At 67.9% G+C, this 22,244-nt stretch carries 27 protein-coding genes and 1 pseudogene; 15 read left to right on the top strand and 13 right to left on the bottom strand.

Going from position 1 to position 22,244, the window contains the following annotated elements:
* The first annotated feature begins 48 nt into the window (after positions 1-48).
* Both H4W31_RS31855 and H4W31_RS31850 read left to right on the top strand, forming a co-directional pair.
* Entirely contained in the window at positions 49-1,608 is a 1,560-nt protein-coding gene (locus H4W31_RS31855; RefSeq protein ID WP_192770006.1) for a HAMP domain-containing sensor histidine kinase, read from the top strand.
* Positions 1,605-2,264, top strand: a complete 660-nt coding sequence (locus H4W31_RS31850; RefSeq protein ID WP_192770005.1) for a response regulator — start codon at positions 1,605-1,607, stop codon at positions 2,262-2,264. The genes H4W31_RS31855 and H4W31_RS31850 overlap by 4 nt, the downstream gene beginning before the upstream one ends.
* A 9-nt stretch (positions 2,265-2,273) precedes the next feature.
* Here the strand turns inward: H4W31_RS31850 and H4W31_RS31845 are convergent, their stop codons facing one another.
* Complete coding sequence (locus H4W31_RS31845; protein ID WP_192770004.1) at positions 2,274-2,939, bottom strand: ABC transporter ATP-binding protein; 666 nt, start codon at positions 2,937-2,939, stop codon at positions 2,274-2,276.
* A gap of 169 nt (positions 2,940-3,108) precedes the next feature.
* Between H4W31_RS31845 and H4W31_RS31840 the strand changes: the two genes are divergently transcribed.
* The 3 genes from H4W31_RS31840 to H4W31_RS31830 all read left to right on the top strand — a co-directional run bounded on the left by H4W31_RS31840 (position 3,109) and on the right by H4W31_RS31830 (position 5,541).
* Complete coding sequence (locus H4W31_RS31840) at positions 3,109-3,618, top strand: hypothetical protein (RefSeq protein ID WP_192770003.1); 510 nt, start codon at positions 3,109-3,111, stop codon at positions 3,616-3,618.
* Between the two features lie 164 nt (positions 3,619-3,782).
* Positions 3,783-4,523, top strand: coding sequence for an ABC transporter permease (locus tag H4W31_RS31835; protein WP_192770002.1), 741 nt, complete (start codon positions 3,783-3,785; stop codon positions 4,521-4,523).
* A 202-nt stretch (positions 4,524-4,725) separates the two neighbouring features.
* Positions 4,726-5,541 (top strand): YwqG family protein, encoded by an 816-nt coding sequence (locus H4W31_RS31830; RefSeq protein ID WP_192770001.1) that lies wholly within the window; start codon positions 4,726-4,728, stop codon positions 5,539-5,541.
* Positions 5,542-5,888: 347 nt separating this feature from the next.
* On the opposite strand, the gene H4W31_RS43290 is transcribed toward H4W31_RS31830, so the two are convergent.
* A complete protein-coding gene (locus tag H4W31_RS43290; RefSeq protein ID WP_225945775.1) occupies positions 5,889-6,620 on the bottom strand; it encodes a carbohydrate-binding domain-containing protein in 732 nt (243 codons plus the stop codon).
* Between the two features lie 506 nt (positions 6,621-7,126).
* Between H4W31_RS43290 and H4W31_RS31820 the strand changes: the two genes are divergently transcribed.
* On the top strand, positions 7,127-7,807 hold the full coding sequence (locus H4W31_RS31820; RefSeq protein ID WP_192770000.1) for a lytic polysaccharide monooxygenase auxiliary activity family 9 protein: 681 nt from the start codon (positions 7,127-7,129) through the stop codon (positions 7,805-7,807).
* A gap of 59 nt (positions 7,808-7,866) precedes the next feature.
* On the opposite strand, the gene H4W31_RS31815 is transcribed toward H4W31_RS31820, so the two are convergent.
* The 4 genes from H4W31_RS31815 to H4W31_RS31800 form a co-directional block, all read right to left on the bottom strand.
* Positions 7,867-8,025 (bottom strand): hypothetical protein, encoded by a 159-nt coding sequence (locus H4W31_RS31815; RefSeq protein WP_192769999.1) that lies wholly within the window; start codon positions 8,023-8,025, stop codon positions 7,867-7,869.
* 171 nt (positions 8,026-8,196) lie between these two features.
* Entirely contained in the window at positions 8,197-8,379 is a 183-nt protein-coding gene (locus H4W31_RS31810; RefSeq protein ID WP_192769998.1) for a hypothetical protein, read from the bottom strand.
* Positions 8,376-8,618: a hypothetical protein gene (locus H4W31_RS31805; RefSeq protein WP_192769997.1), complete on the bottom strand. Its 243-nt coding sequence runs from the start codon at positions 8,616-8,618 to the stop codon at positions 8,376-8,378. The genes H4W31_RS31810 and H4W31_RS31805 overlap by 4 nt, the downstream gene beginning before the upstream one ends.
* A gap of 32 nt (positions 8,619-8,650) precedes the next feature.
* Positions 8,651-9,622, bottom strand: a complete 972-nt coding sequence (locus H4W31_RS31800) for a hypothetical protein (RefSeq protein WP_192769996.1) — start codon at positions 9,620-9,622, stop codon at positions 8,651-8,653.
* A gap of 201 nt (positions 9,623-9,823) precedes the next feature.
* Here H4W31_RS31800 and H4W31_RS31795 point away from each other — a divergent pair, with 201 nt between their 5' ends.
* The gene (locus tag H4W31_RS31795; RefSeq protein WP_192769995.1) at positions 9,824-10,327 is read left to right on the top strand and encodes a SigE family RNA polymerase sigma factor; all 504 of its coding nucleotides are present in this window, start codon (positions 9,824-9,826) and stop codon (positions 10,325-10,327) included.
* Here H4W31_RS31795 and H4W31_RS31790 read toward each other — a convergent pair.
* Positions 10,320-10,472: a hypothetical protein gene (locus H4W31_RS31790; RefSeq protein WP_192769994.1), complete on the bottom strand. Its 153-nt coding sequence runs from the start codon at positions 10,470-10,472 to the stop codon at positions 10,320-10,322. The genes H4W31_RS31795 and H4W31_RS31790 overlap by 8 nt on opposite strands.
* Before the next feature lie 27 nt (positions 10,473-10,499).
* Positions 10,500-10,631: a hypothetical protein gene (locus H4W31_RS43940; protein ID WP_264084098.1), complete on the bottom strand. Its 132-nt coding sequence runs from the start codon at positions 10,629-10,631 to the stop codon at positions 10,500-10,502.
* A 96-nt stretch (positions 10,632-10,727) separates the two neighbouring features.
* On the opposite strand from H4W31_RS43940, the gene H4W31_RS31785 reads away from it, so the two are divergent.
* The 4 genes from H4W31_RS31785 to H4W31_RS31770 all read left to right on the top strand — a co-directional run bounded on the left by H4W31_RS31785 (position 10,728) and on the right by H4W31_RS31770 (position 14,452).
* The gene (locus H4W31_RS31785) at positions 10,728-11,834 is read left to right on the top strand and encodes a COG1361 family protein (protein ID WP_192769993.1); all 1,107 of its coding nucleotides are present in this window, start codon (positions 10,728-10,730) and stop codon (positions 11,832-11,834) included.
* Between the two features lie 421 nt (positions 11,835-12,255).
* Complete coding sequence (locus H4W31_RS31780; protein WP_192769992.1) at positions 12,256-12,591, top strand: type II toxin-antitoxin system prevent-host-death family antitoxin; 336 nt, start codon at positions 12,256-12,258, stop codon at positions 12,589-12,591.
* A gap of 2 nt (positions 12,592-12,593) precedes the next feature.
* Positions 12,594-13,994 (top strand): PP2C family protein-serine/threonine phosphatase, encoded by a 1,401-nt coding sequence (locus H4W31_RS31775; RefSeq protein WP_192769991.1) that lies wholly within the window; start codon positions 12,594-12,596, stop codon positions 13,992-13,994.
* A gap of 2 nt (positions 13,995-13,996) precedes the next feature.
* On the top strand, positions 13,997-14,452 hold the full coding sequence (locus H4W31_RS31770) for a response regulator (RefSeq protein WP_192769990.1): 456 nt from the start codon (positions 13,997-13,999) through the stop codon (positions 14,450-14,452).
* Positions 14,453-14,539: 87 nt separating this feature from the next.
* Here the strand turns inward: H4W31_RS31770 and H4W31_RS31765 are convergent.
* Positions 14,540-15,032, bottom strand: a pseudogene (locus H4W31_RS31765) (IS5 family transposase); the annotation flags it as partial.
* 46 nt (positions 15,033-15,078) lie between these two features.
* The gene (locus H4W31_RS31760) at positions 15,079-15,795 is read right to left on the bottom strand and encodes a hypothetical protein (RefSeq protein WP_192769989.1); all 717 of its coding nucleotides are present in this window, start codon (positions 15,793-15,795) and stop codon (positions 15,079-15,081) included.
* 116 nt (positions 15,796-15,911) lie between these two features.
* Between H4W31_RS31760 and H4W31_RS31755 the strand changes: the two genes are divergently transcribed.
* Both H4W31_RS31755 and H4W31_RS31750 read left to right on the top strand, forming a co-directional pair.
* Positions 15,912-17,006, top strand: a complete 1,095-nt coding sequence (locus H4W31_RS31755) for an IS630 family transposase (RefSeq protein WP_192769988.1) — start codon at positions 15,912-15,914, stop codon at positions 17,004-17,006.
* Positions 17,007-17,134: 128 nt separating this feature from the next.
* A complete protein-coding gene (locus tag H4W31_RS31750; protein WP_318783520.1) occupies positions 17,135-18,112 on the top strand; it encodes a transposase in 978 nt (325 codons plus the stop codon).
* Here H4W31_RS31750 and H4W31_RS31745 read toward each other — a convergent pair.
* Complete coding sequence (locus H4W31_RS31745; protein ID WP_264084233.1) at positions 18,103-18,252, bottom strand: hypothetical protein; 150 nt, start codon at positions 18,250-18,252, stop codon at positions 18,103-18,105. The genes H4W31_RS31750 and H4W31_RS31745 overlap by 10 nt on opposite strands.
* Between H4W31_RS31745 and H4W31_RS43935 the strand changes: the two genes are divergently transcribed.
* Complete coding sequence (locus tag H4W31_RS43935; RefSeq protein ID WP_264084279.1) at positions 18,184-18,396, top strand: hypothetical protein; 213 nt, start codon at positions 18,184-18,186, stop codon at positions 18,394-18,396. The genes H4W31_RS31745 and H4W31_RS43935 overlap by 69 nt on opposite strands.
* A 39-nt stretch (positions 18,397-18,435) precedes the next feature.
* Entirely contained in the window at positions 18,436-18,807 is a 372-nt protein-coding gene (locus H4W31_RS31740; RefSeq protein WP_192769986.1) for an ArsR/SmtB family transcription factor, read from the top strand.
* Positions 18,808-19,004: 197 nt separating this feature from the next.
* Here H4W31_RS31740 and H4W31_RS31735 read toward each other — a convergent pair whose 3' ends face one another.
* Together H4W31_RS31735 and H4W31_RS31730 are read right to left on the bottom strand one after the other, a co-directional pair.
* Positions 19,005-20,693, bottom strand: a complete 1,689-nt coding sequence (locus H4W31_RS31735) for a glycoside hydrolase family 30 beta sandwich domain-containing protein (protein WP_318783519.1) — start codon at positions 20,691-20,693, stop codon at positions 19,005-19,007.
* Positions 20,694-20,760: 67 nt separating this feature from the next.
* Positions 20,761-21,903, bottom strand: a complete 1,143-nt coding sequence (locus H4W31_RS31730) for a GDSL-type esterase/lipase family protein (RefSeq protein ID WP_318783518.1) — start codon at positions 21,901-21,903, stop codon at positions 20,761-20,763.
* Positions 21,904-22,244: the final 341 nt, after the last annotated feature.

Here is a 22,244-nt window from a genome sequence, read left to right as displayed (position 1 = left end):
CTCGGTAGCCTGGATCGCGGAACGACTCCGTTCCCTTGGAGGCGGTCGATGTTCTCCCGTTTCGGTCTCCGGTCCCGGATGGCCGTGTCGTACGTGCTCGTCTCGGCGGCCGCCGTACTTGTCGTCGAGACGGCCGTGCTGGCGGTCATGGTGCCGCGGATCGGTGCCGCGAACGACACCCTCGAGCAGGCGCGGCAGCGCGCGATCGAAGCCCAGGACACCGCCCGCCAGGGCAAGGCGGAGTTCCTGGCGTTGCAGACCGCAGCCGCCGCGGGCGACGATGCGAGCGTGGCCGCCGCCGGCAGACTGCTCGGCAGCTCGGACGAGAAACTGCTCGTCGCGGCGGCGACCGTCGTCGCCGGGCCGTCGCAGCCGGAGCAACACAGAGACGGGGTAAGCGACCACCTGCGGGCACTGGCGACCGTGGACGGTCGCGTCGTCGGCAGCGGGCCTGGTGGCCACGTCGCCCGGAACCTCCGGCTGCCCGCCGAGGCGATCAGCGACTCGGCGCGCGGCGGTCGGACGGAGGCGAACGGGCGGCCGGCGAGTTGGGCCGCCGAGCCGGTGGAGATCACCGACCCGACGGGAACCCGCCGGGTGATCGGGATCGCGTACGCCCTGCTGTGGGACCCGGACCCGGCTCGAAAGCGCGACGCGAGCAAGCCGGTCAACGGAACCACCAGCGCGGCGGGAGAGGGTGGACGGAAACCCGAGGACGCCATCGTTCCGGGAATCGGTTCCCTGGTCCTACCCGGCGCGGTCGTCCTGGTCCTGCTGCTTCCGGTCGGCGCGCTGTTCGGGCTGTTCAGCACCGGTCGGCTGATTCGACGGATCCGACGGCTGGCCGGGGCCACCTCGGCGATGGCCGGCGGCGACCTGGGGGCCCGGCTCCCCGTCTCCGGCGCCGACGAGGTGGGTCGACTGGAGCAGGCGTTCAACGCGATGGCCGAACGGCTGGAGGCGGCCCGGCAGGCGGAACGGAGGGCGGCGGGCTCCGAGGCGCGGCGGGCCGAGCGGACCAGGATCGCCCGGGAGTTGCACGACTCGATGACACAGGAGCTCTTCTCCGCCAGCCTGCTGGCGGGCGGTCTGCGCAAGGCGCTGCGGACGAGTGCCGAACTGCGACCGCAGGCCGAGTCCCTGGAGCGGTCCCTGGAGCGCACGATGCGGGAGATGCGGGCGATGCTGCTGGAGCTGCGGCCGGTCGCCCTGGAGGACGCCGGTCTGGCCGAGGCGCTGGCCGAGCTGTGCCGGGCGTATGAGGTGCGGCTCGGCATAACGATCGCCACCTCGATCGAGCCGCCCTGGCTCGACGCCCCGGTCGAGCACGCCGTGCTGCGGGTGGTCCAGGAGGCGCTCGGCAACGCCGTACGGCACGCCGAGCCGGGCACGATAGAGCTGCGGGTCGCCGCCATCCGCGGGCAGGTGGCGGTGACGGTCCAGGACGACGGGCGGGGCTTCGACCCAGCGGCGACGGCTGACAGGCATGGGATGGGCCTCACGTTGATGCGCGAACGCGTCGGCGAGCTGGGTGGAACGCTGGACCTGGTCAGCGCGCCGGAACGAGGGACGACGGTACGGGTGCTGCTGCCGGCGGGTGCCGGATGATCCGGATCCTGGTCGTGGACGACCACGAGGTGGTCCGCCAGGGGCTGCGGTTCGTGCTCGACCAGGAGCCCGACTTCGAGGTGGTCGGTGAGTGCGCCGACGGGAAGACGGCGCTCACCCGGATCAGCGCGCTGCGGCCGGACGTGGTCCTGCTGGACATGGTGATGCCGGGTCTGGACGGGATGGCCGTGCTGCACGCCCTGCGCGAACGGGCGGACCCGACCGCCGTCATCGTGCTCACCTCGTTCCCCGCCGAGGACCGGGCAATGGACGCGGTCCGCGCCGGTGCCGCGTCCTACCTGTCGAAGACCACCGCCGTCGACACGGTCGTGGCGGCGGTACGGGCCGCCGCCAGCGGCGGCAGCGTACTCGATCCGGACGTTGCCGCGATGCTGGTCCGCAGCGTCCGGGCCAACGACGGGACCGGACCACTCGCGAGGCTGTCGGCCCGGGAACGGGACGTGCTCGCCGCGCTGTCCCGGGGGCGGTCGAACCGGGAGATCGCCCGCGCGCTCTCACTCGGCGAGCAGACGGTGAAATCGTACGTGTCCAGCATCCTGGCCAAGCTGGATCTCCAGGACCGGACCCAGGCGGCGATCTTCGGACTACAGCAGGGGTTGGTGCCGCTTGGCGAGGCACTGCGCAACGAGGAGTGACGCGAGCGGTCACGCCACGATCCGGCCATCGCTCATTGTGATCCGGGTCCGGCACGCCTTCGCCACCGCCTCCTCGTGGGTGACGATCACAAAGGTGGTGCCGTCCGCGTTCAGCTCGTGGATCAGGGCGAGGATCTCCGCGCCGGTGCTCGAGTCGAGGTTGCCGGTGGGCTCGTCGGCGAACACGATCGCCGGTCTGCCGACCAGCGCGCGGGCGATGGCCACCCGCTGACGCTCCCCGCCGGAGAGTTTGGGGACCCGGTGCTGCGTCCGATGGCGGAGACCGACCCGGCGCAGCGCCTCGGTGGCCGCCGCGCGGCGATGCCGGGGTGGCACCCCTCGGTAGAGCAGTCCGGTGGCCACATTCTCCACCGCGTTCAGCGATTCGAGCAGGAAGAACTGTTGGAAGACGACGCCGACCCGATGGGCGCGCAGCCCGGCCAACTGCCGGTCGGTCAACTGCTCGACGGGTTGCCCGGCCAGCCGGACCGAGCCGCCGGTCGGCCGATCCAGGGCGGCCATCAGATTCAACAGCGTCGACTTGCCTGATCCCGACGGCCCCCGGACGGCGAGCATGTCGCCCGGCTGCACGGTCAGGCTCACACCACGTACCGACTCGACCGGGGGCTCACCGGGATACGTCTTGCGTACGTCGTGCAGCTCCAGCACCGTCATGGCCCTCATGCTGGTACGCCGGACCGCGTCATGCTTCCCTCCACGGTCGACTCCGGCCGCCCACTTTCGGGGGTGTGCGGGAGGCTGCCAACCGGTCCCCACAATGGGGGTGCGGGGTCGCCACATTTGGGGGGAGCGGGCTGGGGTGCCTGGTCGGGAGCCTGGGCACATGAATCAGCTACGTACGCTCGTCGCGGTCGGAGTGGCGATGGTCGCCCTGACCGGCTGCACTGGCGCCTCCGGCGGCCAGCCGACCGCTTCACCCACCGCTGAGGGCCCCACGGCCCTCGACGTCGCAAACTGTATGCGGGCAAACGGTTATCCCGACTTTCCGGATCCGGTCCGGGACGACGAGGACAACTGGACCTTCCCCGACTCTCTGCGCAACTACGAGGTGCCGGAGCCGTGTGCGCGGTTGGTGAGGAACCAGAAGGCGGGTGACCAGGAGAACGGGCGGACGGCCGAAGAGATGCAGCAACGGCGTCGGTACTCCGCGTGCGTTCGTGAGAAGGGCGTACCGGAGTTCCCCGACCCGGACGAGGACGGGAACTTCCCGCTGTCGGACCAGCTGCGAGCGGCGGAGAACGGGCCGGCGATGCGTGGCGCTCGAGAAGCATGTCGTCAGTACGAGCCGCCGAGGGCCGACAAGGGATCGCCGGGCCCGGGTACGGGTTCCTGACGTCCTCGACATCAGACGACCGGCCGCAGCGTTGCGGGGGTGCGTGAAAGTGGCGGTCGCGGCGGCGACGCGGAGGCCAACCAGCCCTCGCCGGGATCCGTGTCCCGTCACCGAGGTGCCGGCCGTCACCGCGTGACGGCTTCGTCATGGGCGAGAATGCGCCGATGGACAGCACCGTGATCGACGTCGGGCCAGTCCTGTTCCTGGTCCTGGCCGCGTTGACCTTGTTCGCCGCGACCGTGTTCGGGCTGACCCGGCTCGGGTCCGGCCCGGCCGTCGCGCGGGCGGCGGTGCGGGCCGTCCTGCAACTCGGCGTGGTCTCGCTCATCATCGTTGCCGTCCTCGCGTCGTGGTGGAGCACGGGTGCCTTCATCGCCGTCATGTACGTCGTGGCCTCGGTTACCTCGGCTCGAAGGATCAACTCCAGGCGTGCCCGGTGGGCGGCGGCCGTGCCGATCGGGTTCGGGGTGTTTCCCGCCCTCGGTCTGCTCGTGGCGAGTCACGCGCTGCCCGCCACACCGCTGGCGGTGCTACCCACGGCCGGAATCCTGACCGGCGGGGCGATGACCGCCACCACGCTGGCCGGTCGACGCGCTCTCGACGAGTTGCATGCCCGGCATGGCGAGTACGAGGCGGGACTCGCGCTCGGGTTCGGTGAACGGGACGCTGTCCTGGAGGTCTGCCGGACTTCCGCCGGTCAGGCGCTGGTTCCCGCGCTGGACCAGACCCGGACAGTCGGGCTTGTCACGCTTCCCGGTGCGTTCGTCGGGGTGCTGCTCGGAGGCGCGAGCCCGATCCAGGCCGGGGCAACGCAGCTGCTGATCCTCATCGCCTTGCTGGCGGTGGAGACCGCCGCCATCGCGGCCACGGTCGAGCTGATCGCCCGAGGTGTGCTCCGCCGTTAGGTCGGGCGGTCCGCCGTCGGTACCGAGATCCCGCCGGAGCCGAAGCCCGTGACCCGGCCCGAGCGACCTGACCCCACTCCCGACGCGGCTCAGCGCTGCCATCCATCCGCCACGCAACAGCGCCGCTCGTCGCCGTAGCCGTTGCAGGGCACCGAAAAGTGTCGCGCCTCTGCTCTATCGTTCTCCCGTGATTTCGCGAAATGTGAAGATCCTCGACCAGATTCGCGCCGAGGCGCTGCGGAGGAACATCCCGGCCGCCGACGTGGAGCGATGGATGGACCTCGTCCGCCCGTGCGCGCTCCTGACGGAGGGCGGGGATGGCCCGGTCGTGGGGCGGTTCGGCGGTCCGGTAATGCTGCCTGCCGACGCCGAGGACCCCGAGTGCCCCCTTCTCGCCACCATCGACTGCGCGGCCCTTCCGACGGGCGTGACGGATCTTCCGCTGCCGTCTGACGGCCGGCTGCTCTTCTTCGGCTGGCCTGACGAGGACGGCATGGGCGACGTGGTGTACGTGCCGGCCGGCGCGGCCGTCGAGGAGCGACAGAAGTACCCCTCCGCCTTCCCGCCCGACGAGCCGGAGTATGCCGGGGTCTACCGGGAGCTTCCAGAGGGCGAGCTGCACCTTACGGTCGATGTCTCGCTGCCCTTCGTCGGCACGGTCGAGCTCCAGGCACCTCCGTGGGCGGCACCGGTCCCTGGACATCCCCATTCCGAGGAACTGGCCGAAGTGTGGGAGAACCAGTGGGGCGGAGCGCCGATGCTGTTGGGCGGATACGGCACGGACTACAACGGCGGCGATCCTGTCGGGACAGCCGCCAGCGTGGCGATCAGGGCGGAGCGGTCGGGCTACCGACCCGCCGGCACGACATCACCCAACGCCGAGGACTGGGTCCTACTGGCCGAGTGCAACGTCAGCAGGCCGGGCGCGGGCGCGAGCATCTTCTGGGCGATCCAACGCGATGACCTGATCGCGCAACGCTTCGGCCGCGTGCAGGTTCTCGTGGACTGGAACCCCTGAGGTTCGGATCGGCAGGACGGCAGAGGCGCGGCGATCGCGAACGCCGAACCGGGCTCGCCGGTCGAAAGGGTGCCCGCCGGACCTGGGCGGATCGGACCGGTCCGGCAGGCCCGGGAGCCGTTCAGTAGGTCGGCGGATGTGCGGCCGAGCCGGTAGCGGGCATCCCGGCGCCGCACAGGCCGAGGCGGCGAAGATGGCGCTGGCGGAGAGGACCGCACCGACCGTTGTCGTGGCCGTCGCCACGTGCCTTGCTTGTACAGCCGTGCGGGAACTCCTGGTGGGCAGCGAAGGGCCCGGGCGAGGTCGAGTTCGCCCGGGCCGCCATCATGGGAAGCAGAATCGTGGAGTCAGATCGGGGGAACGTTCACCCAGTAGCGGGTGTCGTTGCCCTGCGCACCGTTGGCGTTGATCTGGTCGCGGATCCAGTGGACGCCGGTGCGGTACCGCTGGATGTCCGCCGTGTTGGGGTTGTTCAACCCGGTCTCGCCGTTGCGGTGTCCGGCGAACCAGTGGTCGATGCCGTAGTAACCCTGCGCCTGGTTGAGGCACTGCATGTCGGCGCTCAGGTTGCTGTTGAGCGCGGCGCCGTTGTTGTAGTTGCCGGAGGACTGCCCCTGGAAGCGGGAGCAGGCGTTGCGCAGCATGTGCCAGTTCTGCTTGAAGACGCCGAAGTTTGCCGCGTCGCCGCTCTTGTTGTCGCCGTACGGGTAGTTGGTGGTCATGTTCTCGGTTTCGAGCATGGCGATCGCGAGGTCGAGGGTGTCGCCGCCGGCGCCGGTGATGGCCCGTTTGCGGTTGCCGAGCCCGCTGACCGTGTACGACCCGCAGGTAGCACCCGAGGGGCAGGCGGCGCTGCTGCCGCCGCCGGTGCCTGCGGCGGGATCGGCGCGGCTTCCGCGGACGACGCAGGACTGGTTGTTCTCCCAGCCCCAGCCGTCCCCGTCGGGATCGCTGGCGCTGCCGTTGTTGCAGTACGGGTACCCATTCGGCGCGGGTTCCGCCTGAGCTGGACCCGCGACCAGGGCCAGCCCGAAGGCGGTCGCCACGGCGCCGAGGGTGAGCAGCTTTCGATGTCCCATCCGTAACCTCCCTGAAAAGATCCAGAGACATCTATGTCATGGATCGGCAGCCTGCCTTGCTTAACCGATTAAGTCAAGAGGGTGATGTCGGCACTTCCGGGCACCGGAAGTGTCGGCGACACCCCAAGGTCGGCAGAGATGAAACCCGGTCGGGCTGCTCGGCGTCCACTGTGTGAAACGGTTCAGTCTAGAGTGCGTCCTCGACCCCTTGCTCGTGGCTGCGTCCCGCTTGATGGTGTGGCCGGCATCGCCCGAGAGGTCGGCGACGAGCGGACCGACCGGAGGTGCGCGGCTGTGCCGGAGCGGTCCAGGCGGTATTCCGGGGTGATCGGCACGTGAGCGCAACGGGCACCTCGGCGAGCCGGCTCATCGGCGTAACGGTGACTCCGGCAACTCAACGCACACGTATATCAATCAGATCATTCTTGATATCGGAGTCCGTCGATGTGATACTCACGGAAGCGCTCCCACGGCGATTCCCGCCGCCGAAGAACGGAGAAGGCATCATGCGTTCACGCAACCTCGATCAACCCGGTGGGCGATTCCGGTCGGCCGTCCGCCAGCCCGTCCGAGTGCTTGCCCTGGTACTCGCCATGACGGTGGGCGTACTGCCCTGGGCCGGCGTAGCCCAAGCCCACGGGACCATCATCAACCCAAGGTCTCGGGCCTACCAGTGTTGGCAGGACTGGGGCAACAACCACACGAACCCTGCCATGCAGCAACAGGACCCCATGTGCTACCAGGCATTCCAGGCCAACCCGGACACCATGTGGAACTGGATGAGCGCGCTGCGGGATGGTCTCGGTGGACAGTTCCAAGCCCGTACCCCCGACGGACAGCTGTGCAGCAACGGCCTGTCCAGGAACAACAGCGTGAACCGGGCCGGTGCGTGGAAGAGGAGCAACGTCGGCCGCAGCTTCACGGTTCAGCTGTACGACCAGGCCAGCCACGGTGCCGACTACTTCCGGGTCTACGTCACCAAGCAGGGGTTCAACCCGGCCACCCAGAGCGTCGGTTGGGGAAACCTCGACCTGATCACGACGACCGGGCGCTACGCGCCGGCGCAGAACATCTCGTTCAACGTCTCGACCTCCGGACGCACTGGAGCTCACGTTCTGTTCGTGATCTGGCAGGCGTCGCACCTCGACCAGGCCTACATGTGGTGCAGTGACATCAACATCTCCTGATCGCACGGCCGACAGCCGTGGCACTACTCCGGCCCAGGACCTTGGCGTCCTGGGCTGGATCAGTTTCGCGGCGAAGCCGGGTCGGTGACGGCGGCCAGGGCGCTCGGCTTTGGGTCGTAATCCGGCGGGTGCTGCGCATTGCCCGGTGCCACCACGATGATGTCGGTGGCGCCGGCGGCCTTGGCAAGCGCTCCCACCCAGGAGGTGGAGGCGACCATCTTCGGTCCGCTGGCCGTGGGTCTGCTGGCCTCGTTACAGCTGACCCACTTCGCGAAGGCGCGTGGTCATGGGGATGCAGCGCGGTGGTCGGCAGGAAATCGTCCGACGTCAACGGTCCCTAGGGGAGTATTCCCCTAGGGACCGTTGCGTTCCGTCGGTTCGGTCACCAACTAGCGCTGGCGTGCCCGGCGCGCCCGGTAGGCCAACAGAGCCGCCACCGGGATCGCCGCCACGGCACTGAGGAAGATCGCGAAACCGCTTGTCGTGTCGTTGAACAGGTACTGCAGGAAGACGAAGAACAGGCTGAAGCCTATCCAGGACAAACCAAAGATCTGTGTCCGGTTGAGCTTCATCGGTTGTCCTGGAGGCGCTGGCGAACGCAGAGGCCGAAAATCGTCGTGGCGAGGGCGACCAGCGTGAGTGTGACGAGACCGCGCGGGTTCGGTTCCCGGTACGCCTGTGACAGATACGCCGCGGTGGCGGCAATCCCACTGAAGAGGATCACGACACCGAGCATCGTCACGAACCGGCCCACGAACCTCGCCATGGATCGCGACCTGACGGTTGGGTTCTGCCTTTCACTGATGCGCATGTGCACCTCCAGAAAAACGGACCTTTGTCACACTAACAGCTGCCCTCGCGCCAGAGGTCGGTCACGCCGCCGCCGAGCAGTTCATAGCGAACCTTCCAGTCGCAGCCCTCGTGGACGCCGTACTCCTTGAACGCCTCACTGACGGCCGTGACGATGAGCGCGCCCGCCGCAGCACACAGTGCCTGGCCGACGACCGGGAACGACGAGCACATCAGGGCGCCGAGTCCCGCGCCCACCGCCGCCCCGCCGGAGGACAGGATGATGCGCTGATCCGCCGGGTTCAGGGTGATGACGGCCACCGGCGGCAGCACCGACTCGACGTCGACGCTCGGGTCCGCCACGACTGGGAACACCGCCCCGGTGGTGTCGATCCGCTGGGTCAGGTACTCACCCTCGACGGCGTAGCTGGTGGGCAGTGATTTGCCAGTGGCGTCGGTCGCCCACGGCGCGCGCACCAGTGCGGCGTGGCCGCTGACGCCAGCGGCCTGGTTGTCCTGGAACACCGCGACGGCGCCTTGCGGCAGCGCGACCAGCTCGGCACCGCGGAACCGGTAGACGTACGACGTCGGCGCGGTGTCGTCGGTTAGGACGGTCATGACCTGCGCGACGTCGGCCGCATGGCGCAGGACGAGATCCGTCTTACGGCCGTCCCGGACGGTGGTGTCGGCAGACGTCCGGTGTGCCTTGGCGGCCCCCACGCTCGGCAACTCCATCGCGATGGTCGCGGAGCCGACCTGGATCGTCACCGCGGCCGTGGCGTCCTTCGGCAACCGCACGTCCACCCGGCCCTCGACGACCGGCACCGCGAATTCCACCTTGGTGCCCGGCGTGGCGGCGGCCTTCATACCCTCCGTGGCGGCGGCCCGGTCGGCCGCGGCCGCAGCCAGTGAGGTGATGGCGGCGGGGTCGTTCGCGGCGGCCATCGCGGGCGCGGCGGTCAGCCCGGTGCCGACGGCCACCATCGCGGCGACCAACCCACCAGCCATGATCAATCTTGTTGTCACTTAGCCCTCCCCGTGAGTGCTTGTTGGAGTACTTGACCGTGGCGTCGCGAAGCAGACACATCGACCAAAACGCCGGCCTTCCCCAATAACGTCTATGTGAGCCGGCTTCGCTTACGCCCTTCTAATCACCTACACGCGGTCGATGCCGAAAACACTGCATCGCGCCACCTAGAACCTCATAACTGGCGCCACGGGGAGATCATGAGTAGCCAGGCTGACTTCGACTCGTATGCCCGCTCCGTCCGTCCATGGCTCCACCGGGAGGCCTACCGGTTGTGCGGCGACTGGCACCTCGCCGAAGACCTGGTGCAGGTGACCCTGCACAAGCTCTATCGTCGGTGGGACCGGCTTACCGAGCACGAAAAGCTGACCGGGTACCTCCGGCAGGCATTGCGGAACACCTATGTCAGCGAACGTCGACTACAGCGGTGGAAATACGAGATCGCGCAGGGCGAACTGCCGGAGGATGTCGCGGCGGTGCCGGGTGACCGCAATCTCGACCAGGCAGTGGTCGACCGGAGCACACTGATCGACTCGGTCAACCAGCTGGCGCCGCGACAACGGGCGATCATCGCCTGGCGGTTCTGGGCGGATCTCAGCGTCGAACAGACCGCGCTCATGCTCGGCTGCTCTGCCGGCACCGTGACCAGTCAGACCCACCACGCCATGAAGAACCTGCGCGACATCCTCGCCGACCTCAACTGAACTCGGCATCCAGGCGTTGCCGGGTGCCGCAGGCGTGGGCTGCGGATATGGGGGTGAAGTGGTGGTGGAACCACTCGTTGATCGCGAGGAGGTGGACAGTGGCCTGGTACCGGACGGCGAGTTTGTCGAAGTCCACTCCATCCAACAGATTGTATTGATGACCTGCCGGTGATCACGCCACCGACTCATCGGCCAACCACGAGTACGCCGCCATCGCCGCCATCGCCGTCACCGAGGAGGCGATCGCGGCGTCCACCCCGCCCTGCAGATCACGGTCAAGAACGAGGGTACGGAGGCCGGGCACTTCCGGCTGTGTTTCCAGGAGCCGGTCGCCGGGTCCTACGACACATTCGCGCTCGAGCCGTTCTGTCAGCCCGACTTCGACTCCGCCGGATCGCGCTTGACCTACGACTGTTTTCTCAGCGGAATCGCGCCGAAGTCGAGCCAGACGTTCCAGATCAAGTTCCGTGCCCTCACCAAGACCCGGCCGTACGCCATGCAGGTCGACGGCGGACGGGTCGCCATCGCCGACGGCGTCGGCGCGCCGTACAGCCGGTGGGGCAACTTCTCCACGCTGTTCCGGTCGACCACCGGTAGCCTGCACAACCCGCGCACGTACAAGCAGGACACCGTCGCCAAGGCGTCCATCACGCTCGCCGACGACGAGGTGACCCTGGTCCGCCAGTCCAACAGCCGGTTCGAGGGCCGCGTCCGGGCGACGGTCCGTTACGACGGCGACGCCGCGAACAACCGGCTCTCGGTCGACGCGTCCGCACCCGGCGTCCGGTTCGTCGGCACCGACCCTGTAACCGTGGCCTGCCATGACAGCTGCGACGTACCGGGCGGATCGTTCATGCAGGGCGAAGAGCGTACCTTCGACCTGCTCTTCGAGGCGCCGGCCGATGCCGAGCCGGGCGTGGTGCGGGCCAGCGGCCACCTGGAGACCCGGTGGGAGGGCACGGGAGTGGTGCCGGAGAAGACGCCCGCGAACAACAACCTCTCGTTCGACATCGACATCTCCGGACCGGCGATGCCGCCGGCCGGGTTCACCACACTCGGCATCGCCGCCACCGACCTCGTCTACGGACCAGTGGGCGGATCTGGCTCCCGCACCGGGAGCACCACGGTGACCATCACCAACACCGGTGACGCCACCGCCGCGAGCCCGATGATCACCTTCCCGGTCGACGGCCAGAACCAGGACTGGTCGGCCACCTGGCCATGCCCGATGGTGCTGCGCCGTCCGGACAAGATCCTCTGCATCTCGGAGCCGCTCCTGCCCGGTGCCAACCGCGCCATCACGTTCATGTTCTCGACCGAGTCGGCGGTCCCGTCCGGCCCGGTGACCGTACGGTCGACGCTGCCTCGGACCAGGAGGGGAGGGTCATGCCCGGCAGCGGCGCCGAGACCACGTACCAGGTCAGGTTCGGTTCCTGAGCGCACCTGGCAGATCGATCCACCCGGAGGCAGCCCCGCTGCCGGACACAGCCCTGCCCGGACCTGCTAGCCCGGGCGGGGCTGCACGTCGTGGCGCGCGGTCGTAGCCTCTTCGCGAGGCGCTGTTGCATTCTCAGTTCGATGGACACGCTGAGTTCGGTATCCGATGGGGATCAGATCGCTCGGGCGAGTTCGGTGGACGCCGCGGCGATCCCTAGCGCCGGTGGCGCGTCGTGTCCGAGTTCATAGTGTCCGCGCCGCGCGTGTGCCCCGGCGACGGCGGGGGCAGCAGCCCGGCGGCGGCGGGACTTTTCGCTCAGATCGAAAGTCCTCGGAGGCGATCTCAAAGGTACGTCTGGTGTGCTTTCGGCACATCCTTGGGCGGCGGATCTCTCGCCGCTGAGGCAATAGGGGTCAGCTTCCTACCCGGTGTTGACTGAGGTGCAGATAGTGATCCTTGGGTGTTCTTCGGTTGGGGTCATACTGACCACATGGCGAGCGGTGATCGTGACAGCGGTGCGATGGTGTGGGTGCCGCTACGGGAAGCGAAGGCCAGTTTCTCGGAGTTGGTCGCCCGCGCCGATCTGCTGGGTCAGGTCACGGTGCTGACCAAGCACGGTCGGCCGGCTGCGGCAATCGTGCCTGCCGCTGTGGGTGCCGACCTCGCGGGTGCGCGGGCCACGGTGGGGCAGCTGTGGGAGTTGCTGGACCGGGTGTGCCCTCGTGGTCAGGACTCGACGGTGGACGACGCTCGGACGCGCATCCGTTCCGGCGCCCCCGCCGGCCTCGTGATCGGGCCGGCGCGGGTGGAACGGCTGGGACGGTGACGGTGTCGACGAACGTACCGGCGTTGGTGTTCGACAGCGGCCGGTTGGCCGCCGTGCGCCGGACGGGGTTGCTGGACACCGGGCCGGAGGAAGCGTTCGACCGGCTGACCCGGCTGGCGGCCACGCTGCTCGGTACGCCGTTCGCGTTCGTCACGATCGCGGACGACACGCGGTCGTTCTGGAAGAGCTGCGTCGGGGTGGACAGTGACGATCCCGCCGATCGGCAGAACAGGGTCGAGCAGTCGTTCTGCCAGTACGTCATCGGCTCCGGCACGGAGTTGATCGTGCCGGACGCCCGCTCAGACGTGCGCACGGCAGGGAACCCGTCGATCGAGCTGATGGGCGTCGCCGCGTGGGCCGGTTTCCCGATCCACTCCCCGGACGGGCAGGTCCTCGGCACGTTCTGCGCGGTCGACACCGCCGTGCGGCAGTGGACCCGGCGCGACGTCGATGTGCTGTCCACCCTGGCGCAGGCGGCGGCCGGGGAGATCGCCCTACGGGAGGCCGTCGACGTGGCGCGGGCGGCGACCGCCCAGGCTGAGCACGCCACCGCGATCGCCGAGGCGGCGACAGCCCTGGCCGAGGAGGTCGGCGCGCAGGCGAGCCAACTCGCCGACACGCTTCAGGAGAGCCTGCTACCGCCGCACCTGCCGCAGGTGCCCGGCGTCGAGGTTGCCGTCCGGTACCGGCGCGGTGCCGGTGGCACAGATGTGCTCGGCGACTTCTACGACGTGTTCCCCTCGGTACGCGGGGCGTGGGCCGCTGTGGTCGGCGACGTCTCCGGCAAAGGCCCACAAGCAGCCAAAACCACCGCCCTGGCCCGTTACACGCTGCGCGCCGCCGCAGTACGGTGCGCCACGCCCAGCACCAACCTCGCCACGCTGAACACCGCCCTACGCGCCTGGTACACCGACAGCAGCCAGTACCTCACCGCGGTCTACGCCACTCTGCGCCCCCACCCGGACGGGGTAACCGCCCGGGTCAGTTGCGGCGGCCACGACGCCCCGCTGATCCGCCGCGCCGACGGTACGGTCGAGCCACTGGGCCGACACGGCCTCATCCTCGGCTGGCTGCCCCACCCGGCCCTGCACGATCAGCGGACCCTGCTCCGGCCCGGTGACAGCCTCGTGCTGTATACCGACGGTGTCACCGAGGGCCACCGCGCCGGTGACCGGGACATGTTCGGCCCCGACCGCCTCCACCAGGTGCTCGCCGACACCCAGGCGACCTTCGGTGAACAGCTCGCCACCGCCATCGACAACGCCGTCATGACATTCACCGACGGCCACGTCAGCGACGACACCGCCATCCTCGTCATCCACGTTCCGATGCCCGGCGACACCGCAACCCAGGGATCACCGCCGCACCCGGGGACGATCAACAGCAAGGAAGCGAGGCCGTAACCATGAATCCTCCGCTCCTGCAGGTACTCGTGGTCGAAGACGACCTCGGCGACCTCGCGCTCGTGGAAAACGCCTTCGCCGACCACAGCATCCCGAGCACCCTGCACCACGTCACCGACGGCGCCGACGCCCTGGCCTTCCTCCGCCGCGAGGCCCCGTACGCCGACGCGCCACGACCGGACCTCATCCTGCTCGACCTGAACATGCCTCGCGTCGACGGCCGGCAGGTCCTCCACCAGATCAAGGCCGACGAGGACCTCAGCTCCATCCCGGCGATCGTCTTCACCACCTCGTCATCGACCGGCGACATCGTCTCCAGCTACGCCGCCCACGCGAACGCGTACGTCACCAAACCCATCAACCTGGACGACTTCGACCGCGTCGTCATCGAGATCCGCAACTTCTACGGCCACATCGCGTCCCTACCCCGCCGTACGTCCGACGCCGCCTCGACCTAGGCGGTGTCTGGCAATTCGGTGTGGCGGAGCCACAGGATGTGGCTGGCCAGCAGTAGCCCGCTGCGGTAGCGGCTGGCCAGTTTGTCAAAGCGGGCGGCGATGGCTCGGAACTGCTTGAACTTGGAGAAGCAGCGCTCCACCAGGGGATCGGCCCAGTGCCTGGGCGTCCTGCCCGCTTTGCTGATCAACCTGTCCGGTCGTCCCCACGCAGGGCCGGCCCCCTCTCTTTCCGCGCCCCAGCGGCGTGCTGGTGAGCGCGGGCGATCGAGGAATCGATGGAGATCACCTCCAGGCCCAACGTCCCGAGCGAGTCGTCCTTGACCTGCATGACCTCCAGCAGACGGGCCCAGGTGCCGTCCTGGTCCCAGCGTTTCCACCGCTCGTAACAGGTCTGCCAGGGCCCGTACCGCTCCGCGACGTCCCGCCACGGCGAGCCGGTCCGCAACCGCCACAGAATCCCGTTGATCACCTGCCGATGATCCCACCACCTACGACCCCTGCCATCGACAACGGGCATCAACGGCTCCAGTAGCGCCCATGCCCGGTCGGTCAACTCTCCACGACGAACCACAACGATCATCCAGCGGGACCAGCTCTCGCCACTATGATCATTTAACCGACAGTGCCTAGGACCAGGCGATCGCTCCGAGGTCGTAGTGTTTGTTGAAGTCCGGTGACGGGTCTTGTTCGAACTGAATCTCCTTGCCGTACGGTGGGTCGTCGTACCGCACCTCCGTCATGGGGCGGGAACGTGATGACACGGCGAGCAAGCAGGTCTTCCATTCGGCGCCCTTGCGATCGAACTCGTCGGAATCGGGTGGGTGCCCAGCTCGGCAGCTCGGCAGCCGCATCTCGCCGGTCACGGTGACGGCGGGACCGAAGTCGCCGAACTCGCCGGTAAAGCGCGGCGTGTCCGGCGAGAAGGCATTGCCACTCTCGTTGGTGATGATGATCTTGGCGTAGTACGCGGTGTGGCGCTTCAGTACCGCCCTGCTGTCTCCGCCGAAGTTGCCCTGGACCTCCGAACCCGGGGTCGTCTGGATGCGCTGCACCACGATGCCGAGCACGCCCTCGGCGTAGGTCTTCAGCAGGGGGTAATACTGGCGGACGGGCACGATCGCCTTCTCGCCGAACCGCAGTCGCGCCCCAGGCCGGGTCATCTCAACAGTCAGCCGGAGCGGTTCGGTCGGAATCGCGGTCGTCGCGGGTGTCGGCGCCGACGTGGCGGGCGATGGGGCCGGTGACGCGGTCGTGGCGGGAGCCGCCGACGGTGCGGCGGCCTCGCCCGCGGAACAGCCCGCCAGCAGCAGGCAGGGGATCAAGGCGAAGGCATGGCGGCGCATACGCGAAGTATCCCTGAATCACACCGGGACCAGTCCTGAAGGGGATGCTGCTCAGCTCTAGGCTTTGTCAGACACGGCCTAGTGTCCTGAGTCCGTAGTTTCCTGTTAGTTCTGGTATGGGTGATGGTCGTGGGCCGAAGTTGGCCCTGCTGGAGTTGACGGGTGCGGAGCGGGATGCGTTGGAGGCGTTGACGCGAAGGCGGTCAACGGCGCAGGCGTTGGCGATGCGGGCGCGGATCATTTTGGCTTGCGGGCGGGGTCTGTCGAACAGTGAGGTGTCGCGGCTGCTCGGTGTTTCGTTGCCGACGGTCGGCACGTGGCGGTCGCGGTTCGTCGTTCATCGGGTTGATGGGTTGTATGACGAGCCTCGGCCTGGTCGGCCACGGCGGGTCGGTGATGCTGAGGTGGAGCGGGTGATCGTGGAGACGTTGGAGTCGATGCCGCGTAATGCCACGCACTGGTCGAGTCGGTCGATGGCGGCGGCGACGGGGTTGTCGCAGTCGACGGTGTCGCGGATCTGGCGCACGTTCGGGTTGCAGCCGTGGCGGGCCGAGTCGTTCAAGTTGTCCACGGATCCGTTGTTCGTCGACAAGGTCCGTGACGTGGTGGGCCTGTATCTCGATCCTCCTGAGCGGGCGTTGGTGTTGTGTGTTGATGAGAAGTCGCAGATCCAGGCCCTCGACAGGTCGCAGCCGGTGTTGCCGATGCAGCCCGGCGTCCCGGAGCGGCGTAGTCACGACTATCTGCGGGCGGGTGTGACGAGTCTGTTCGCGGCGTTGGACGTGGTCAGCGGGACGGTGATCGGGTCGGTGCACCGTCGGCATCGGCAGCAGGAGTTCCTGAGGTTCCTGCGGAAGATCGACGCCTCGGTGCCCGCAGACCTGGACGTGCATCTGGTGCTGGACAACTACGCCACCCACAAGACCCCGGCGGTGAAGCGGTGGCTGCTGCGTAACCCGCGTTTCCACTTGCATTTCACCCCGACCAGCGCGAGTTGGCTCAACCTCGTCGAACGGTTCTTCGCCGAGATCACCAACAAGCTCATTCGCCGGGGTGTCCACCGCAGCGTGGTGGCGTTGGAGAAGGACATCCGGGCGTGGCTCACCGTGTGGAACGAGCAGCCACGTCCGTACGTCTGGACCAAGACCGCGGACGAGATCCTGACCAGCCTCGCGACGTACTGCAAACGAATCAAAGACTCAGGACACTAGGGCACCGGACGTACATCGCGGGGCCCAGTACAGAAGTGGACCACGACCGGATCTCACCCTGCTCGGCGTGAAACGTACCACGGTCGACGGCCACCAAGTGAGCCAGATCAAGACCAACGAAAGCCTAAGTGCCGCTGCCCAGGTGGCTCGGCCGGTCGGAGGAGAACTCACGGCGGTCGGTCGTGGACGCGATCTTGTACGTGCGACGGACCGGTTGCTCCTGGCGGCAGTTGCCGGTCGTCGTTCCGCCTGCCGCCGTACTACGTAGTCCCACCACGGTGACCCTCCGGGACAGCTACCAACCGGACCGGATCGGCTGGCACGAGATCACTGCCACCAGCCACGCGGTAGCGATCAGGGATCCCCCGGTTCCCACGACGAGCATCAGCGACGAACTCCGCAGCCACCCCGATGACCTGCTCGCCTCGCCCCTGGACCAGCGAACAGTCGAACTCCGCACCACCCCGGGCACCACCGGCACCGATGCCATGGCCCCACCACTAGTCCCGATCGCAGGGCCGTTGACCCGCGCGATGAGCGCAGCGGGGGACCGGCTCAACACCCTCGTCGGCTCGGACCAGCTCACCCCGCTGGCCGGACTACTCGGCATCCTGCTCGCCCTCCTCCTCGGCGCCGCCCACGCCGCCCTACCCGGGCACGGCAAAACCGTCATGGCCGCCTACATCGCCGGCCGCCAAGGCACCTACCGCGACGCGATCACCGTCGGCATCACCGTCACTGCCACCCACACCATCGGCGTACTCGTCATCGGAATCCTCCGAGGACTGATCGGCATCGGCGTCGCCGGCGGCCTCGTACCGAGCCCATCCGCCCTGATCGCGCTGCTCGGCGCGATCGCGCTGGGTCGTACCTGGTTCGGAGTCCTGCTCGTCATCGCCTACGGCCTGGGCATGGCCACCGCCCTCACCGCCGCCGGACTCCTCCTCGTCCACCTGAACGGACGCCTCGCCCACCGGATCGGCACCGCTTCAGCGAGGCTCGCCGCCGTCACCCCATGGGCCACCGCGACCCTGGTCCTTATCGTCGGCGTCGTCATGGCCGCCCAGGCGCTCGGACCGCTACTCGGCCTTGACGGCTACCGGTAGCTTGTCGGGTTCGCGACCCTCTCCCGGTCTGTGCAAGTTGCGCCGGGCAGGTGCTGGGTCGAACGTGAGTCATGCCGCCACGCGCCGCCCGGCCGCGCCTGCGCATCGAGGATGACGAGAGCCGGGCCGGCGCGGCGCAGGTAGTAGCCCGCCGCCAAGCCAGCCTGCCCAACCCCGACGACCACCAACCCGGGCACACCGGCACCGCCCTCGATCCGCAGCTCATCATGCCGGCCCAGCCCGAACGGATGCAGAGGCTCCCAACCGAGCTGACGGTGATTTAGCACTCGTTTCACCGGCCCACCGGTGGCGTTGCTGCAACGATGCAAGACGTGGGAACTGCGAAAACTACGACGCCTGCCATTTCGCCGCTCGCTGGCGAACCGATCAAGCGGGCCGATGCCGAGCGGCTCGCGGGAGTGCTCAAGGCATTTGCCGACCCAGCCCGGCTGCGACTGCTCAGTCTGATCCAGGCCGCTCCGGAGGGCGAGGCGTCAGTGTCTGATCTCACCGCGCCGCTCGGGCTCTCCCAGCCGACCGTGAGTCATCACCTTCGGATCCTCACCGAGGCCGGCCTGCTCGAGCGGGAGAAGCGCGGCGTCTGGGCGTACTACCGCCTGGTGCCGTCGGCGATCGCGGCGATCGCCGAGCTGTTGACGCCGCCCCGCAAGCGGGCGACGAAGAAGATTCGCTGACCGGCAGCGTCGAAGACCGGTGCCGCCAACTCTGTCCCGGCACCGACCCGACGCACTGTGATCAACACGAGTCACGAAGCGTAGGTAACGTACGCCCGGGCCCGGATCTTCGGGCCCGGGTCGCACGGACATGTCCAGGATGACGTCAGAAGACTCGGGGCAGCTCGGCGATCCGGGTGGGACAGGGCCTGGTGTGGTCAGCCGGCGGTGCAGGATCTGATCTGTGGTCGGGCGCTGGTGTTGCCGTTTGTCATGGTGGTGAAGCCGAAGGTGTTGCCGCTGCCGTTGGAGCGCATTGTCAGTACGGTGTTGTTGCTGCTCAGGCTGGCGCTGCCGCTCCAGCTGGTGGTGATCGCCTGTGGTGCGGTGACGGCTACGACCACGGTGAAGTTGTTGGCGCCGCTGACCGTTACCGAGGTGTTGTACCGGTCGCCCCAAACGGTGCCCGGGGTGACCGACGCGGTGCAGCTACCGCCGGCCGGTGGGGTGGTGGGCGGGGGTGTGGTCGACGGTGGGGTGGTCGGGTTGGTCGTGGGCTGGCCGGTCGGCGGGGTGGTCGGGCCGTTGGTGAGGGTGATCGTGGAGATGCTTCGCGCAGGGACGCTGATGGTCGCCTGTCCGTCGTCGAGATTCGCCGGCTGTGACGCGGCGCCCAGGTTTTGTGAGGTGACGGTGTACTCGGCGTTCGAGATGCTCTGCGGGGTCTGGATGACGGCATTGTTGACCGCGCTGTTCGAGCGGTTGAGAATCACCAGTGTGACCTTGCCTCTGCCCTGGTAGGCGGTGACCTCCAGGGAGGAAGCTCTTGAGCTTTTCGAGAGGGCGACCCGCTTGTCGCCGGGTCGGACGTACTTGGAGTACTGCGAGAACGCGTTACCGCGTCTGAGAACGGCGCCCTTCGTGGTCCCGTACTGCGACTCGCCGTCGCCGATGAAGGAGTAGAAGCGGCGGCCGTACCACCAGACGTAGGCGCTCCAACCGGACTCCATCGACCTGTGTACGGTCCGCATGATGTCGTCCAGGGTCTCGTTCCAGACAGTCGTGTTGCTGGGGTTGCCCCAGATGTTCGAACCATTCCCGTCGGCCGCGTGCAGGTTCCACTCGGTCATCCACTGGTTCTTGCCGTACTGGGCCGCGAGCGGGTACGGGGAGAGGTTTCCGCTGTTCTCGGCGTCGTAGAGGTGGCCGCCGACGTAGCCGATGTTGTTGCGCGCGGTGGCGTCCTGCAGGCTGGGGTCGGAGTACTGGCGGGCGAATCTCAAGGATTCGCCAACCATGAGCCTGGTATCGGTGATCTTGGTGCCCTGGTCGCGGACGAAGTTCCGCATCTCGGCGCCGGTCCAGTCCATCGAATCGTAGTCAGGGTGCCAGTCCGGCTCATTCTGGACCGAGGTCACGTCGATTGTGACACCCTGGTTCTTCATGTACTGCACGTAGTTGTTCAGGTGTGTCGCGTAGTCGTCGTAGTAGTCGGTCCGGAGTTTTCCGCCGTTGACTCTGCTGTTGTTCGTCTTGAAGTTTGCCGGGGCTGTCCAGGGCGAGGCAAGAATCTTGACGTCGGAGCCGTAGGACTTCGCGGTCTGCAGGCTGCTCGCGTACAGGCCCCACTCGCTCGATACCGGCGACACCACGGTCCGGACGATCGACAGGCCGAGCTGCCCCTGGCCGGTACCGACGAGTGTCTGAGTTTCGCCGGTGGTCCACGGGCTGCCGGAGCCATTGAAGATCGGGGTCGCGGCCCCGAACCCGTCGATCGTCTGGTACGACGAGGCGGTGTTGACGGTGATGTCGGGCGTTGCGGCCAACAGGGGAGGGGCGGTCAGAACTCCCGCCACGCTGACCAGCGCGGTCGCTGCGGCCACCACCATAATCTGGGATTTCTTCACGGTTCACTCCAGTGGGTCGTGCGGCACCAGCGTTGAACGGGTCGATGGTCAGCGCGTGCACTGCGGTCTAGCCGGTGGTGCAGGATCTGATCTGGGGGCGGGCGCTGGAGTTGCCGTTTGTCATGGTGGTGAAGCCGAAGGTGTTGCCGCTGCCGTTGGAGCGCATTGTCAGTACGGTGTTGTTGCTGCTCAGGGTGGCGCTGCCGCTCCAGGTGGTGGTGATCTGCTGTGGTGCGGTGACGGCTGCTACCACGGTCCAGCTACTGGCGCCGCTGACTGTCAGCGAGGTGTTGTACCGGTCGCCCCAGACCGTGCCGGGTGTTACCGACGCGGTGCAGTTGCCACCGGGCGGTGGCCCTGTGGGCGACGTGGTCGGCGTAGGCGTAGGCGAGGTGGTGGGGGTCGGCGAGGGTGTGCCGTTGGTGAGGCTGTCCGGGACGGAGCGCAGCGCGTTGAACCAGGCGGTGGACATCTTCTCGTAGCCGCCCGCGTTGGGGTGGACGCCGTCGGCGAGGTCGGCGGCGGTCAGCGCGCGGTACATGTCGACCAGGTGGACGCGTTTGCCCGCGGCGACCTTTCCTTGGACGATGCCGGGGATCGCGGCGTTGAACGTGCGCACGGCGGAGTCGGCGGCGGGGAACGGGATGATGGTCGCGACGAACACGATGATGCCGGGTGAGGTGTTGGTGATCCGGTCGAGCAATGCGGACAGCCGCGCGGGGGCGTTGGCGGCGTTGCCGAACATGTCGTTGGTGCCGATGTGCAGCAGCACGGTGCGGGGTGTGGTGGTGCGCAGCCAGTTGACGATGTTGGCGTCGATCTGGTCGATGCGCCAGCCGGAGTGGCCCTCGTGGTCGTGGTCGCCGAGGCTGCCCGGCCCGTTGAACTGGGAGCCGACGAAGTCGACGGTGTGACCGCCGGCGACGAGCTTCTGCCAGAGACCGATCCGGTAGCCACCGGGCACGGTGAGCCCGTCGGTGATGGAGTCACCGAGCGGCATCACGCGGACGCCGCCGTTGGACTCGGCGCTGGCCGCGCCATCGGCGAGGACGGCTCCACCGAGCGCCACCACCACCGCGGTGAGAACGGCCAGTAGCGGTCTAGTCGATCTTTTGCGCATCTGCTCCTCCGGATCAACGGGGCGGGCGGCGGGCCGGCTCATGTTGCCGTCGGGGGTGTGCCAGGTCCGGCCGTCGCGAGGGAGTGCCAAGCCATCTGGGGCCTAGGTTACGAAACTTTTCCGAAATATCCAAGACCCTGGATTCCGGTGGCTTGTCCAGCCGACGGCCGCCGCAGGCATCGAAGAACATCACGCTGAACAACTGATTTAAGCTGCTCAACGCGCTGGCGAGACCACCGGCAGTTAGTGATGTGTCGACGGGTCGACGTAGGCGCGATCGTGTCGGACATAGTCACGAAACCTCGGGAGGTCGGTGTTCGCTGTCGAGGCAGCCGACCTTTGCGGGTGAGTAGCGGAAATTATCGCCCCATCTGACTCCGCAGGATCGACGCCTGACCTGGTCTTTCGTAGCGGAAGACCAGGTCAACACC

Source organism: Plantactinospora soyae, from assembly GCF_014874095.1.
GTDB lineage: Bacteria > Actinomycetota > Actinomycetes > Mycobacteriales > Micromonosporaceae > Plantactinospora > Plantactinospora soyae.
This window is presented reverse-complemented; position numbering and strand designations above follow the sequence as displayed.

Coding starts and splice junctions, on each gene's coding strand:
- H4W31_RS31855 (WP_192770006.1), top strand. CDS start 49: ATGTTCTCCCGTTTCGGTCTCCGGTCCCGGATGGCCGTGTCGTACGTG.
- H4W31_RS31850 (WP_192770005.1), top strand. CDS start 1,605: ATGATCCGGATCCTGGTCGTGGACGACCACGAGGTGGTCCGCCAGGGG.
- H4W31_RS31845 (WP_192770004.1), bottom strand. CDS start 2,939: ATGACGGTGCTGGAGCTGCACGACGTACGCAAGACGTATCCCGGTGAG.
- H4W31_RS31840 (WP_192770003.1), top strand. CDS start 3,109: ATGAATCAGCTACGTACGCTCGTCGCGGTCGGAGTGGCGATGGTCGCC.
- H4W31_RS31835 (WP_192770002.1), top strand. CDS start 3,783: ATGGACAGCACCGTGATCGACGTCGGGCCAGTCCTGTTCCTGGTCCTG.
- H4W31_RS43290 (WP_225945775.1), bottom strand. CDS start 6,620: ATGGGACATCGAAAGCTGCTCACCCTCGGCGCCGTGGCGACCGCCTTC.
- H4W31_RS31820 (WP_192770000.1), top strand. CDS start 7,127: ATGCGTTCACGCAACCTCGATCAACCCGGTGGGCGATTCCGGTCGGCC.
- H4W31_RS31815 (WP_192769999.1), bottom strand. CDS start 8,025: ATGGTCGCCTCCACCTCCTGGGTGGGAGCGCTTGCCAAGGCCGCCGGC.
- H4W31_RS31810 (WP_192769998.1), bottom strand. CDS start 8,379: ATGAAGCTCAACCGGACACAGATCTTTGGTTTGTCCTGGATAGGCTTC.
- H4W31_RS31805 (WP_192769997.1), bottom strand. CDS start 8,618: ATGCGCATCAGTGAAAGGCAGAACCCAACCGTCAGGTCGCGATCCATG.
- H4W31_RS31795 (WP_192769995.1), top strand. CDS start 9,824: ATGAGTAGCCAGGCTGACTTCGACTCGTATGCCCGCTCCGTCCGTCCA.
- H4W31_RS31780 (WP_192769992.1), top strand. CDS start 12,256: ATGGCGAGCGGTGATCGTGACAGCGGTGCGATGGTGTGGGTGCCGCTA.
- H4W31_RS31770 (WP_192769990.1), top strand. CDS start 13,997: ATGAATCCTCCGCTCCTGCAGGTACTCGTGGTCGAAGACGACCTCGGC.
- H4W31_RS31760 (WP_192769989.1), bottom strand. CDS start 15,795: ATGCGCCGCCATGCCTTCGCCTTGATCCCCTGCCTGCTGCTGGCGGGC.
- H4W31_RS31755 (WP_192769988.1), top strand. CDS start 15,912: ATGGGTGATGGTCGTGGGCCGAAGTTGGCCCTGCTGGAGTTGACGGGT.
- H4W31_RS43935 (WP_264084279.1), top strand. CDS start 18,184: ATGCCGCCACGCGCCGCCCGGCCGCGCCTGCGCATCGAGGATGACGAG.
- H4W31_RS31740 (WP_192769986.1), top strand. CDS start 18,436: ATGCAAGACGTGGGAACTGCGAAAACTACGACGCCTGCCATTTCGCCG.